This is a genomic window from Pseudonocardia sp. MH-G8 (assembly GCF_002262885.1).
Classification (GTDB): Bacteria; Actinomycetota; Actinomycetes; order Mycobacteriales; family Pseudonocardiaceae; genus Pseudonocardia.
The window spans coordinates 237,500-250,878 of record NZ_NKYF01000006.1 but is presented as its reverse complement, the minus strand read 5'-3'; the positions used below and the strand labels follow the sequence as shown (position 1 = coordinate 250,878).

The window sequence follows — 13,379 nt, the reverse complement described above, 5'->3', positions numbered from 1 at the left end:
CACGGCCGTCATCGTGGCGTCGGCACCGTCCGCCCACCCGGTGCGAGGGCCGGTGCGAGGCCGACCGCCACCGCGTCGGCCGACGGCGGCCTCGTCACGAGGCTGACCGCGACCGCCAGGACGAGGTTGACGACGAGCGCGGGGAGGCCGACCACGGTGCCTGCCGGGACCACAGCCTGCGCGACGGCACCGAGCTGTGGCAGGGCGACGATCAGCCCACCCGCCACCGCGCCGACGGTGAGCCCGACCGCGGTGACCCGGCGCCACAGCACGGACAGGAAGAGCGCGGGCGCCAGCTGCCCGACGGCGCTGTAGACGCCGGTCATGATCGTCAGCAGCGTGTCGCTGCGCAGGGCCGTGAAGAGCACCGCGAGCAGCGTGAACGCGAGGACCCCGACCCGCGTCGCCGTGAGCGAGGATTTCAGCGCCGGCCTCGCGAGGCCGAGCACGTTGGAGGTGAACATGCTGCTCGCGGTGAGCATCAGCACCGCCGTGGGGACGAGTGCCACGAGCACCCCCGTCCCCGCGAGGAGCCCGATGATCCAGTCCGGGTAGTTCTCGCGGACGAAGACGAGGAGCGAGCCGTTGGCATCCGATGCCGGCAGGTCGGGCATCGCGAGCAGGGCCGCCATCGCGATGATGATGATCAGGACGTAGAACAGCGAGTACAGGGGCTGGATGATCTGGTTCTTGCGGATGGTGCGGACGTCCTTCGCGCTGAAGCACACCTGGAAGGCGTGCGGGAGCGCGAAGGCGCCGAGCGGGGTGAGCAGCAGGAAGCTCATCCACCACCACTCGTTGGTGGCGGTGCCGCCGCCGATGCCCGGCAGGGTCGCGGCGTCGGGGTGCGCGGTGCGCACGCCGTCGAACACGTCCGCGATGCCGGCCACCCCGACCGCACGTGCCGCTCCCGCCGCGACGACGAGCAGCACGACGATGAGCAGGACGTCCTTGACGACGGCGACGAACGCGGCGCTGCGCATCCCGCCGACGAGGACGAACAGCGCCACGATGATCCCGCCCGCGGCCACGTAGGCGATCGCGGGCACGTCGAGGCCGAACAGCGTGGCGAGGATGAGCGCCAGGCCCGTGAGCTGCACGCGGCTGTAGAGCAGCAGCGCGATGATGCCGAACACCGTCAGCAGGGCCCCGAACCACGGGGCGTCGAACCGGGCCGAGAAGAAGTCGCCCATGGTGACGAAGCCCCGCTGCTTGCCGGCCTGCCAGATGCGGGGCACGAGGAAGTAGCCGACCGACGCGGTGAGCACGACGGTGCCCAGCACGTAGAACCCGGCCGCGCCGGTGCTGAACACCCCCTGGGACGCGCCGAGCAGCGCGAACGTCGTGAAGGTCTCGCCGACGAGCAGGAACCAGAACAGCCACGTGCCGAACCGGCGGCCGCCGACCGACCACTCCTGCACGTCCATCCTGGTGCCACGCAGGGCCAGCAGGGTGCCGCCGAGGACGGCGCCCACGGCGACGACGAGACCGATCGCGAGTGCCATCAGGTCCTCTCGAGGTCGCCGTTGCGGCTGTCGACGGCGAAGACGATCCCGATGGCGGCGCTGCCGACGAGCACTCCCGCCACCATCCAGACCAGGAGCAACGGGACCGACCCGAAGAGGTAGACGTCCCGGTTGACGACCGGGATCGCGCCGATGCACCAGACGAACGGGAGCACGAGCAGCCACCAGTGCCGTCGCGGTCGGCGGGGCACCGGTGTGGTCGGATCGTCCTCCGGCATGCGATCGCTCCTCGTCCGATTTCACTGGTACTGAAACGCGGACAGTGTCACCGGAAGGGTTCTGCACGTCAACGGCTGGACAACGACGCACGCGCGGCCCTAGTTTCACTACAGCTGAAGGGAGGCCTGCAGTGCTCGTCGCGATCCGCGCCGCCACGGTGGTACCGCACAGCGCAGCGGAGCCGATCGAGGACGGCGCCGTTCTCGTCGAGGGCTCCACGATCGTCGCAGTGGGGCCGTGGCGCGACGTCGCCGCGGGCGCCGCTGCGGACGACGTGGTGGACCTCGGCGCCGCCACCCTGTTGCCGGGGATGATCGACTGCCACGTCCACCTCGCGCTCGACCCGGCAGCCGAGGGCACCACGACCGCGTCCGCGCTCACCGCCGCGCAGACCGCGCTGCTGATGGAGGCCAACGCGGGCAAGCTCCTCGACGCGGGCGTCACCACGGCGTGCGACCTCGGGGCGCCGGGAACGCTCGCCACGACGGTCCGCGACCGCATCGCGCGCGGCGAGGTCGAGGGCCCGCGGATGCTCGTCGCGAACGCCCCGATCACCGTCCACGGCGGGCACGCCCACGCCATGGGCGGGGAGGCGACCGGTGTGGACGAGGTCCGCGCGATGGTCCGCCTGCGGGCGAGCGAGGGCGCCGACCTGGTCAAGGTCATGACGACGGGCGGGTTCATGACGGCCGGCACCCATCCCTGGGAGGCCCGCTACTCGGTGGAGGAGCTCGCGGCCGTCGTGGAGACGGCGCACGAGCTCGGCCTGCGGGTGACCACGCACGCCCTCGGGGTCGAGGGCATCGAGCGCGCCGTCGCGGCGGGTGTGGACACCATCGAGCACTGCGGCTGGGTCACCCGTGACGGCACGCGCTTCGACGAGCGGATCGCCCGGGCGATCGTGGCCGGGGGGATCAGCGTCAGCCCGACGATGAACTCCGCCTGCCTGCCGCAGGACTACTTCTGCCCCTGGGACGAGCGCGACCACGTGGTGGACAACCTCAGGGCGATGCACCGCGCGGGCATCAGGATCGTCGCGGGCACCGACGCCGGCATCGGGCTCGTCGCCTTCGAGCGCTACGCCGACGGCCTCGCGGTGCTCGCCGACGCGGGGATGGCGCCCCGCGAGATCCTCGCCGCCGCGACGAGCCTCGCTGCGCAGGTCTGCCGCGTCTCCGACCGGACCGGCCGGCTCGCGCCCGGTCTGGACGCCGACCTGCTGGCCGTCGACGGCGACCCGACGCTCGACCACCGCGCCCTGGCCCGTCCGGTGTTCGTGATGGCCCGCGGCCGACGACACGCGCTGCGCCCGATCCCCGGCCTCGGCGACCGCGCCGCGCAGGCGCGACGCATCCAGCAGACGCTCCGCGCCGGTGCGGACCGCAGACCGTGAGCCGACACGTGACATCAACACCGCACAGGAGGACACCCTGACCGCCGGACCCACGCCCGCGCAGTTCCGGCAGCGCTTCCCCGCGCTGCGCGAGACCGTGCACCTGGCCAGCTGCAGCCACGGCGCGCTCTCCGACGCCCTGGCGGGCGCGCTCGCCGAGTTCCAGTCGTCGATCCTCGAACACGGTGCCCCGTGGGGCACGTGGATGGGGCGGGTGGAGCAGGCGCGCGCCGCGTTCGCCGCGCTGATCGGGGCCGAGCCGGACGAGGTGGCGATCGTGTCCTCCGCGTCCCACGGCGCCTACCAGGTGGCCTCCACACAACTGTTCGGGGAGCGGCCGCGGATCGTCACCACGGACCTCGAGTTCCCCTCGGTGGCGCACGTCTGGCTCGCCCAGCGCGCCCGGGGTGCCGAGGTCGTGCACGTACCCGCCCGGGACGGCATCGTCGTGGCCGAGGACTACGCGCGGCTGGTCGACGAGCGGACGGCGCTCGTCTCGGTGCCGCTGGTCTCCTACGCGGGCGGTGCGCGGCTGCCGGCCCGCGACGTCGTGGCGTTCGCGCGCGAGCGCGGCGCGCGAACGGTGGTGGACGCCTACCAGGGCGCCGGCGTCGAGCCCGTCGACGTCCGCGACCTGGACTGCGACTACCTCGTCTGCGGGGCGCTCAAGTACCTGCTCGGCATCTCCGGCATCGCGTTCCTCTACGTGCGCGGTGGTCTGCGCGACGCCGAACCGCCCGCGCAGACCGGCTGGTTCGGGCGGGTCGACCCGTTCGCGTTCGACCCCCGCGCCATCGACTACCCCGCCACGGCGCGCCGGTTCGAGAGCGGCACCCCCTCCGTGCCGTCCGCGTACGGGGCGGTCGCCGGGCTCGGCCTGCTCGCCGCGCTGGACCCGTACGCCGTGCAGCGGCACGTCGCCGGGCTCGGCGCGGTGCTGGACGCGGAGCTGCGCGCGATGGGCGAGCGCATCACGTCGCCGGCCGATCCGGCGTTGCGCGGCCCGATGGTGGCGGTGCGCGACGCCGACCCCGAGGCGCTCGCCGGCTTCCTCGCCGCCCGGCGGATCGTCGCGAGCCCGCGGGGGCAGGCTGTGCGGCTGTCGCTGCATTACTACAACGACGAGTCCGACGTGCACCGATTGGTGGACGCGCTCCGCGCCTACCGCGGCACCTGCGGGGTCGGCCCGTAGGGTCGCAGGCATGAGCCTCGCTACCAGGGAGCGCGCGGCGCTCGCCGACGAGCTGGAGCGCGCGGGCCCGGACCGGCCCACCCTCTGCGCCGGCTGGACCACCCGTGACCTGCTCGCCCACCTGCTGATCCGCGAGCGCAAGACGTGGGCGGCGGCGGGTGCGGTGGTGCCGGCGCTGGCAGGCGTCACCGAGCGGGCGATGGACGGCTACCGCGACATGCCGTGGGAGGAGGCCGTCCGGCTGTTCCGCGGCGGTCCGCAGGACTGGTCGCCGTTGCGGATCGAGCGCGTCGACGCCGCCGCGAACGGGATGGAGTTCTTCGTCCACCACGAGGACGTGCGGCGCGGCGTGCCGGGCTGGGAGCCGCGCGAGCCCGACTACGCCCGCGACGCGGCGCTCTGGGCCGGTGTGCGTCGCCTGGGCGCCCTGCTGCGGCGCAGCCCGGTCGGCGTCGTGCTGGCCCGCCCCTCGGGAGAGCGGTACGTGGTGCGGACCGGCCCGGGCGTCGCCACGGTGGTCGGGGAGCCCGGCGAGCTCGTGCTGTTCGCGTTCGGGCGCGAGGCCGTGCGGGTCGATCTGCAGGGCGAGCACGGCGACGTAGAGGCCCTGCGCCGTACACCGCGAGGAGTCTGACCGCAGCACCCGCGTCCTGGCGCTTCGCGCTCCGGTCGCGGGGGTACCGTCTCCCCATGAGCCCCATCGCCCCTGGACTGCGGCCGCCCGGCCGCCCGTTCGGCCGGATGCTGACCGCGATGGTCACGCCCTTCGACATGGATGGCCGCCTCGACCTCGCGAAGGCCGAGGAGCTGGCCGCCCATCTCGTCGATCTGGGCAACGACGGGCTGGTGGTCAACGGCACCACCGGGGAGGGGCCCACCACCACGGACAAGGAGAAGTCCGAGCTGGTCCGTGCCGTGGTCAACGCGGTCGGTGACCGTGCCACGGTGGTGGCCGGGGCGGGCACCTACGACACCGCCCACAGCATCGAGCTGGCGCGCCAGGCCGAGAAGGCCGGTGCGCACGGACTGCTGCTGGTCACGCCGTACTACTCGCGGCCGCCGCAGTCGGGCCTCGTGCTGCACTTCAGCGCCATCGCCGACGCCACCGAGCTACCGGTGATGCTCTACGACATCCCGCCCCGCAGCGTCATCCCGATCGAGGTGGAGACGCTGCAGCGCCTCGCCGAACACCCGCGGATCGTGGCGGTGAAGGACGCGCGCAACGACCTGCGCGTCGGCACCGAGGTGCTCGCCACCACCACGCTCGCCTACTACTCCGGCGACGACCCGGTGAACCTGCCGTGGCTGTCGGTCGGGGCGGTCGGGTTCGTCAGCGTGATCGGGCACGTGGCGGCCAACCGGCTGCGCGAGATGCTCGACGCCTACGAGGCCGGCGAGGTCGACCGGGCTCGCAACCTGCACTACGCCACGTTGCCGCTGATCCGCGCGATGGGTCGGGTCGGCGGCGCCGTGTTCGCGAAGACGGCGCTGCGCCTGCGTGGTCTCGACGTCGGCGACCCCCGGCTGCCGCTGCCGCCCGCCACCGAGGAGCAGGTGGCCGCGATCTCGGGTGACCTGCAGGCCGCCGGCATCGCGCTCGCCACCGACCGGCGCACCGACCTCGGCCACGGCGCCCTCGGCGCCCGGGCCGCCGCCGACCTCGGCGCCGAGGTGGCCTACCAACACTGATCCCTGCGCGGCGCCGAGCGTGCCGAGCGACCTGTACTGCGAGGAAGAAGAGCTTGAGCCATCCACCCGCACGGTCCGACCGTCCCCGGTCCGACCGTCGTTCGCGGCCGCCCCGGCGCGACCGCCGTCCGGCCCCCGCCCCGCCCGAGGAGGTCAACCGGGCCGAGTTGCCCTCGGGCCCGCCACCGGCACTGCCGGACGGCGCCCTGCGGGTCGTCGCGCTCGGCGGCATCGGCGAGATCGGCCGCAACATGACCGTCTTCGAATACGACGGGCGGCTGCTCGTCGTGGACTGCGGGGTGCTCTTCCCCGCCGAGGACTCGCCCGGCGTCGACCTGATCCTCCCCGACTTCCGGGCCATCGAGGACCGCCTCGACGACATCGACGCGCTCGTGCTCACCCACGGGCACGAGGACCACATCGGTGCCGTGCCGTTCCTGCTGCGGCTGCGGCCGGACCTCACGATCGTCGGCTCGCGCTTCACGCTCGCGCTCGTCGCGGCCAAGTGCAAGGAGCACCGGCTCACCCCGCACCTGCTGGAGGTGAAGGAGGGGGAGCGGCTGCACCACGGGTCGTTCGACTGCGAGTACTTCGCGGTGAACCACTCGATCCCCGACGCGCTGGCCGTCGCCATCCGCACTCCTGCCGGGATGGTGCTGCACACCGGTGACATCAAGCTCGACCAGCTGCCGCTGGACGGGCGGCTCACCGACCTCGCCGGGTTCTCCCGCCTCGGCGACGAGGGCGTGGACCTGTTCCTCGTCGACTCCACGAACGCCGACGTCCCCGGCTTCGTGATCTCGGAGCGGGAGATCGGCCCGGTCCTGGACGGCGTGTTCCACCGCGCCGACGCCCGGATCATCGTCGCCTGCTTCGCGAGCCACGTGCACCGCGTGCAGCAGGTGCTCGACGCCGCGGCGGCGCACGGTCGCAAGGTGTGCCTGGTCGGGCGCTCGATGGTGCGCAACATGGGCCTGGCCGCCGAGCTGGGCTTCCTGAACGTGCCCGAGGGGCTGCTCGTCGAGCTGGACGACGCGATGGAGCTGCCCGACGAGCAGCTGGTGCTCGTCTCCACCGGTTCCCAGGGGGAGCCGCTCTCGGCGCTCGCCCGGATGGCCCGCGGCGACCACCGCTCGGTGCGCATCCAGCCGGAGGACACGATCATCCTGGCGAGCTCGCTGATCCCGGGCAACGAGACCGCGGTGTTCACCGTGATCAACGGCCTCACCCGGCTCGGGGCGGCCGTCGTGCACCAGGGCACGGCCAAGGTGCACGTGTCCGGCCACTCGCCGGGCGGCGAGCTGCTGTTCCTCTACAACGCCGTGCGGCCGAGCAACGTCATGCCGGTGCACGGCGAGTGGCGGCACCTGCGCGCCAACGGCCGCCTCGCCGTGCAGACGGGGGTGCCCGAGGAGGCGGTGGTGCTCGCCGAGGACGGCGTGGTCGTCGACCTCATCGACGGCCGGGCCGTCATCACCGGGCGCGTGGAGGTCGGCCGCGTGTACGTCGACGGGCTCGCCGTCGGCGACATCGGCGAGAGCACCCTCGGGGATCGGCTGGTCCTCGGCGAGGGCGGCTTCATCTCGATCACGGTGGCCATCGACGGCAACACGGGCCGCGCGGTCTCGCGTCCCACGTTGTCGGGGCGCGGCTTCTCCGATGATCCGAAGGCGCTCGACGCCGTGCTGCCGATGATCGAGGACGAGCTCTCCCGCACCGAGGCCGAAGGCATCACCGACACCCACCGCATCGCCCAGTCGGTGCGCCGGGTGGTGGGCAAATGGGTGGGAGAGACCTACCGCAGACGCCCCATGATCGTCCCCACGGTCATCGCGGTCTGAGAACGAGAACCCACCTTGGAGCCCTACTGCTGTTCTGAGGGCGCCTGAGCAGCGGTAAGGCTCCGAGGTGCGGGTGGTGGGGGCGGAAAACGGGTCGACCGCCTCTCGCGCGGCGCGCATGATGCGTCCCGATGAGCGAGACCACGTTGTCTGCCGACCGGATCGAGAGCTTCGTCCGGGACGGGTTCGTGCACCTGCCCGGCGCTTTCAGCCCTTCCCTGGCCTCCACCTGCCGGGACCTGCTGTGGCGGCGCCTCGACGCGCGGCCGGACGAGCCGTCGACCTGGACCGCACCGGTCGTGCGGATCGAGGGGATGGCCGACGAACCGTTCACCGCATCGGCGAACACCCCCGCGTTGCACGCCGCCTTCGACGCGCTCGTCGGGCCCGGGCGGTGGCGGCCGCGGATCGGGATGGGCACGTTCCCGATCCGGTTCCCGCACCCGGACGATCCCGGCGATGCGGGATGGCACGTCGAGAGCAGCTACGCCGGCCCCGGTGGTGAGCCGCGGCTGAACATCCGGTCGCACGGGCGGGCGCTGCTGATGCTGTTCCTCTACTCCGACGTCGGCCCGGACGACGCCCCGACCCGGATCCGCGTGGGCTCGCACCTCGACGTCGCGGCGCTGCTCGCACCCCACGGCGACGACGGCGCGGAGTTCTTCGCGTTCGCGGGCGAGGCCGTCCCGGCGACGGAGCACCGGCCGGTCGCCGACGCCGTGGGCGCCGCGGGCGACGTCTACCTGGTGCACCCGTTCGTCGTGCACTCCGCGCAGCCGCACCACGGCACGCGTCCCCGCTTCATGGCCCAGCCGCCGTTGGAACCGGTCGACGACCTGCGCCTCGATGACGCTGACGGCGACCTCTCCGCCGTCGAACGGGCCGTGCTGCTCGGTCTCGGCCGCGAGCGGTAGCCGCGTCACGGTCGCGGGTGCGTCACGACCGCACCGCCCGGGCCAGCGCCGCGACCGCGAGGTCGAGCTCCTCCTCGCTGACGGTGAGGGCGGGGCGGAAGCGGATCGAGCGCTCGCCGCCGCCGAGGATCAGCACCTTCTCGTCGCGGTGCAGCCGGGCGACGGCGGCGGCGCGCGCCTCCGGAGTGGGGAGGTCGACCGCGACGAACAGGCCGCGGCCGCGCACGTTGTCGATCCCGGGCACCGCCGCGAGCCCGTCCAGCAGCCGCTTGCCCAGCACCGCGGCCCGCTCGACCAGGCCATCGGCCTCGATCACCTCGAGGTAGCGGCGCGAGCGGACCATGTCGGCGAGCCCGCCGCCCCAGGTCGAGTTGATCCGCGAGGACACCGCGAACACGTTGTCCGGGACCTCGTCCACGCGACCGCCGGCCATGATCCCGCAGACCTGCAGCTTCTTGCCGAACGCGACGACGTCGGGCGTGAGACCCAGCTGCTGGTACGCCCAGGCCGTACCCGTCATGCCGCCGCCGGTCTGCACCTCGTCGAGCACGAACAGGGCGTCGTGCTCGTGGCACAGCCGGTGCATCGCCTGCAGGAACTCGGCCCGCATGTGGTTGTCGCCGCCCTCGCCCTGGATCGGCTCGGCGATGAAACAGGCGATGTCGTGCGGATGGGCCGCGAACGCCGCCCTGGCCTGCTCCAGCGCGCGTGCCTCCGCCGCCTCGACCTCGGCCTGGTCCACCGGGAAGCGCAGCGCAGGCACGTCGATGCGGGGCCAGCCGAACGTCGGGAACAGGGCCGTCTTCACCGGGTCGGTGTTGGTCAGCGAGAGCGTGTAACCGCTGCGGCCGTGGAACGCCTTGCGCAGGTGCAGGACCTTCGTGCCCCGGTCGGTGTCGTCGTCCCCCAGCCCACCCCGCCCACGCATGGCGTTGTGCTTGCGCTTCCAGTCGAACGCGGTCTTCAGCGCGTTCTCGACGGCGAGCGCGCCCCCCTCCACGAGGAACAGGTGCGGCAGGGCGGGATCGCCCAGCACGCGCTCGAACGTCTCCACGAACGCCGCCATCTGCACCGTGTAGATGTCGGAGTTCGACGGTTTGTTGACCGCCGCCTCGGTGAGCTCCGCCAGGAACGCCGGGTCGCCGGCGAGCGCCGGGTGGTTCATCCCGAGCGGCGCGGAGGCGAAGAAGCTGAACATGTCGAGCCAGCGCGTGCCGTCGCGGGCGTCGACGAGGCACGACCCCTGGCTGGCGCGGGTGTCGAGCACCAGGTCGAAGCCGTCGACGAGCATGTGGCGCCGCAGCGTCTCGTGGACGCGGTCCGGGGTGACGGTCATGCCTCCAGTGTCGGAGCGGTGATCGTCGCGACACACGACTCCGAGCGTCGGGATCCGACCACGAAGTGCCACGATGTGGGCTGTGTCACCGACGGATCGTCAGCTCGACGACCTCGACCGCAGGGTGCTCGCGCTCCTCGCGGCCGACGGGCGTGCCTCGATGGCCGAGCTCGGGCGCGCCGTCGGGCTCTCGCGCACGGCGGTGCTCGCGCGCGTCCAGCGCCTGGAGCGCGAGGGTGTGATCGGCGGCTACCACGCGGAGGTCGTGCTGCCGGGCTACGAGGCCGCGCACCGCGCCCGCGTCGGCATCGTGATCCGCACCCCCGACGTGGCCGGGTACGTCCGGCGGCTCTCCACCCTGCCCGGCGTCACCGGCATCGAGACGGTGACGGGGGAGTACGACCTGATGGTGCTGGTCACGGCGTCGAGCGCGGGCGAGCTGGACGCCGTGCTCGACGGGGTCCAGGGCTGGCGGGAGACCGTGCGGACGACGACGTGGGTGGTCCTGACCAGGTACCGGTAGGCCACACGTGGCCGCCTGCCGGAGACCGCGACACGCCTACTCCCAGACCCCGACTCGCCGGCAGTGATGCCCCGACTCGCGGGGATGGGGGAGGTCCCCACCCCGCGAGTCGGGGTTTGCGTGTGCGCGTGTCGCGGGCGCAGGGGCGGGTGTCGGTCACCGGACCGGGGGTCACTCCCCGATACCGTGGAACGCATGGCAGGACGGACGACCGCCGGCGACGGCAGGGGCACCGCGACACGGTCGTCCCGGGGCGGCGCGCGCAAGCCCGCATCCCGGTCGACGCCGCGCCGCTCCGGCTCCACGCGCCGCGCTCCGGCGAAGCGCCAGCCCGACATGATCGACCGCGGTATCGACGGTGTCGGCCGGGGGATCGCCCGGTTCGGGAGGTCGCTGGGCCGGGCCGTCGGGCGCACCCGCGAGCTCGACCCCGAGCACCGCCGTGACGGGCTCGGTTTCGCGCTCCTCGTGCTCGGCGTCGTCGCCGCGGCGGGCATCTGGTGGGGCGCAGGCGGGCCGGTCGGCGGGTGGATCTCCGGGGCGGTGGCCGCCGTCGTCGGGCTCGGCGCGGTGGTGCTGCCCGTGCTGCTCGTGGCCGTCGGCGTGCTGCTGATGGGCACGCCGCCACACCCGGACTCGCGGCCCCGCGTGGCCGTCGGCTCCCTGCTGCTGGCCCTCGGGGTGCTCGGCCTCGTGCACATCGTGGCCGGCCTTCCCGACGAGCCCGCGCTCTGGTCACGGGGTGGGGGAGCGGTCGGCTACGTCGCGGCCACCCCGCTGGCCACCGGCCTGACGTCCTGGGTGGCCGTCCCCGTCCTCGTGCTGCTGTCCGGGTACGCGTTCCTGGTGCTCACCGGCACGCCCGTGCGGGCCGTGCCGAACCGGGTGCGGCGGCTGCTCGGGCAGACCGTCGAGGAGCCGGAGACCGAGAGCGCCGCGCAGGGCGACGCCGTCACCGACGCCGCGCCGGTGGCGTTGCGGCGCCCGTCGCGGCGGCGCCAGGCCTCCCGGGTGGCCGACGTCTACCGCGACGAGCCCGGCGAGACCGCCGACTCGCTCGACCCGCCCGCCGCCGCGGAACCGCCGGCCGCCGAGGCGCCCGCGCGTCCGAAGCGCAAGCCCGCGGCCGTGCAGGCCACACCGCCCGCCGAGGCCGAGCCGGACGGCGCCGTGGGGGAGCAGCTGCGCCTGACCGTGCAGCCCACCGTGGAGGGCCAGGAGCCCTACAAGCTGCCCCCCAGCGACCTGCTGCCCACCGGCCCGCCGCCGAAGACCCGCAGCCGGGCCAACGACGCGATGATCGAGTCGATCAGCGGGGTGCTCGAGCAGTTCAACATCGACGCGCAGGTCACCGGCTTCACCCGCGGCCCCACCGTCACCCGGTACGAGATCGAGCTGGGCCCGGCCGTCAAGGTCGAGAAGATCACCCAGCTCACCAAGAACATCTCCTACGCCGTGGCCACCGACAACGTGCGGATCCTGGCGCCGATCCCGGGCAAGTCGGCCGTCGGGATCGAGGTGCCCAACACCGACCGTGAGATGGTGCGGCTCGGTGACGTGCTGCGTTCCGGCAATGCCCGCTCCGAGCAGCACCCGCTGGTCATCGGCCTCGGCAAGGACATCGAGGGCCACTTCCTCGTGGCGAACCTCGCGAAGATGCCGCACCTGCTGGTGGCCGGCTCCACCGGTTCCGGCAAGTCGAGCTTCGTCAACTCGATGCTGGTGTCGCTGCTGTCGCGGGCCACGCCCGACGAGGTCCGGATGATCCTCATCGACCCGAAGATGGTCGAGCTCACCCCGTACGAGGGCATCCCGCACCTGATCACGCCGATCATCACGCAGCCGAAGAAGGCGGCGTCGGCGCTCGCGTGGCTCGTCGAGGAGATGGAGCAGCGCTACCAGGACATGCAGGCCAGCCGGGTGCGCCACGTCGACGACTTCAACCGCAAGGTGCGCTCCGGGGAGATCACCGCCCCGCTGGGCAGCGAGCGCGAGTACCGGCCCTACCCGTACATCCTCTGCATCGTCGACGAGCTCGCCGACCTCATGATGACCGCGCCGCGCGACGTCGAGGACGCGGTCGTGCGGATCACCCAGAAGGCCCGCGCGGCCGGTATCCACCTGGTGCTCGCCACGCAGCGCCCGTCCGTCGACGTCGTCACCGGGCTGATCAAGACGAACGTGCCCTCGCGGCTGGCGTTCGCCACGTCCTCGCTCACCGACTCCCGCGTCATCCTCGACCAGCCCGGCGCCGAGAAGCTGATCGGCATGGGCGACGGGCTGTACCTGCCGATGGGCGCGGGCAAGTCCGTCCGCATGCAGGGCGCCTACGTCAGCGACGAGGAGATCTCGAGCGTCGTCGCGTTCACCAAGGAACAGGCCGAGCCCACCTACACCGAGGGTGTCACCGTCCAGAAGCAGGGCGAGGCCAAGGAGATAGACCCCGACATCGGCGACGACCTCGACGTGCTGCTGCAGGCCGCCGAGCTGATCGTCACCTCGCAGTTCGGGTCGACGTCGATGCTGCAGCGCAAGCTGCGCGTCGGGTTCGCGAAGGCCGGGCGCCTGATGGACCTGATGGAGAGCCGAGGGATCGTCGGCCCGTCCGAGGGTTCCAAGGCGCGCGAGGTGCTGATCAAGCCCGACGAGCTGGAGAGCGTGCTCTGGCTGATCCGCGGTGGTGGCGGCCCGGAGCCCGACGGCGAGGACGAGGACGAGTGACATCCACGCGCCCGGCCAGGGTCGA

At 73.0% G+C, this 13,379-nt stretch carries 11 protein-coding genes; 8 read left to right on the top strand and 3 right to left on the bottom strand.

Annotation, left to right across the window (positions count from 1 at the left end):
- Positions 1-8: 8 nt before the first annotated feature.
- Both CFP66_RS17310 and CFP66_RS17305 read right to left on the bottom strand, forming a co-directional pair.
- A complete protein-coding gene (locus tag CFP66_RS17310; protein WP_094925262.1) occupies positions 9-1,505 on the bottom strand; it encodes a sodium:solute symporter in 1,497 nt (498 codons plus the stop codon).
- Positions 1,505-1,744, bottom strand: a complete 240-nt coding sequence (locus CFP66_RS17305) for a DUF3311 domain-containing protein (RefSeq protein ID WP_094925260.1) — start codon at positions 1,742-1,744, stop codon at positions 1,505-1,507. Before CFP66_RS17305 ends, CFP66_RS17310 begins: the two co-directional genes overlap by 1 nt.
- Before the next feature lie 131 nt (positions 1,745-1,875).
- Here CFP66_RS17305 and CFP66_RS17300 point away from each other — a divergent pair, with 131 nt between their 5' ends.
- The 6 genes from CFP66_RS17300 to CFP66_RS17275 all read left to right on the top strand — a co-directional run bounded on the left by CFP66_RS17300 (position 1,876) and on the right by CFP66_RS17275 (position 8,774).
- Positions 1,876-3,138 carry an amidohydrolase family protein gene (locus CFP66_RS17300; protein WP_094925258.1) on the top strand — a complete coding sequence of 421 codons (1,263 nt, stop codon included), beginning with the start codon at positions 1,876-1,878 and terminating at the stop codon, positions 3,136-3,138.
- Positions 3,119-4,330 (top strand): aminotransferase class V-fold PLP-dependent enzyme, encoded by a 1,212-nt coding sequence (locus tag CFP66_RS17295; protein WP_233159496.1) that lies wholly within the window; start codon positions 3,119-3,121, stop codon positions 4,328-4,330. Before CFP66_RS17300 ends, CFP66_RS17295 begins: the two co-directional genes overlap by 20 nt.
- Before the next feature lie 10 nt (positions 4,331-4,340).
- A complete protein-coding gene (locus tag CFP66_RS17290; RefSeq protein WP_094925256.1) occupies positions 4,341-4,964 on the top strand; it encodes a TIGR03085 family metal-binding protein in 624 nt (207 codons plus the stop codon).
- A 56-nt stretch (positions 4,965-5,020) separates the two neighbouring features.
- The gene (dapA, locus tag CFP66_RS17285) at positions 5,021-6,019 is read left to right on the top strand and encodes a 4-hydroxy-tetrahydrodipicolinate synthase (RefSeq protein WP_094925255.1); all 999 of its coding nucleotides are present in this window, start codon (positions 5,021-5,023) and stop codon (positions 6,017-6,019) included.
- Between the two features lie 167 nt (positions 6,020-6,186).
- Entirely contained in the window at positions 6,187-7,860 is a 1,674-nt protein-coding gene (locus tag CFP66_RS17280) for a ribonuclease J (protein ID WP_094925254.1), read from the top strand.
- 131 nt (positions 7,861-7,991) lie between these two features.
- Complete coding sequence (locus tag CFP66_RS17275; protein ID WP_094925252.1) at positions 7,992-8,774, top strand: phytanoyl-CoA dioxygenase family protein; 783 nt, start codon at positions 7,992-7,994, stop codon at positions 8,772-8,774.
- Between the two features lie 22 nt (positions 8,775-8,796).
- On the opposite strand, the gene lat is transcribed toward CFP66_RS17275, so the two are convergent.
- A complete protein-coding gene (lat, locus tag CFP66_RS17270; protein ID WP_094925250.1) occupies positions 8,797-10,110 on the bottom strand; it encodes an L-lysine 6-transaminase in 1,314 nt (437 codons plus the stop codon).
- 82 nt (positions 10,111-10,192) lie between these two features.
- On the opposite strand from lat, the gene CFP66_RS17265 reads away from it, so the two are divergent.
- Together CFP66_RS17265 and CFP66_RS17260 are read left to right on the top strand one after the other, a co-directional pair.
- Positions 10,193-10,633, top strand: coding sequence for an Lrp/AsnC family transcriptional regulator (locus tag CFP66_RS17265; protein WP_158228121.1), 441 nt, complete (start codon positions 10,193-10,195; stop codon positions 10,631-10,633).
- A 195-nt stretch (positions 10,634-10,828) separates the two neighbouring features.
- Positions 10,829-13,354, top strand: a complete 2,526-nt coding sequence (locus CFP66_RS17260) for a DNA translocase FtsK (RefSeq protein ID WP_094925244.1) — start codon at positions 10,829-10,831, stop codon at positions 13,352-13,354.
- Positions 13,355-13,379 lie beyond the last annotated feature (25 nt).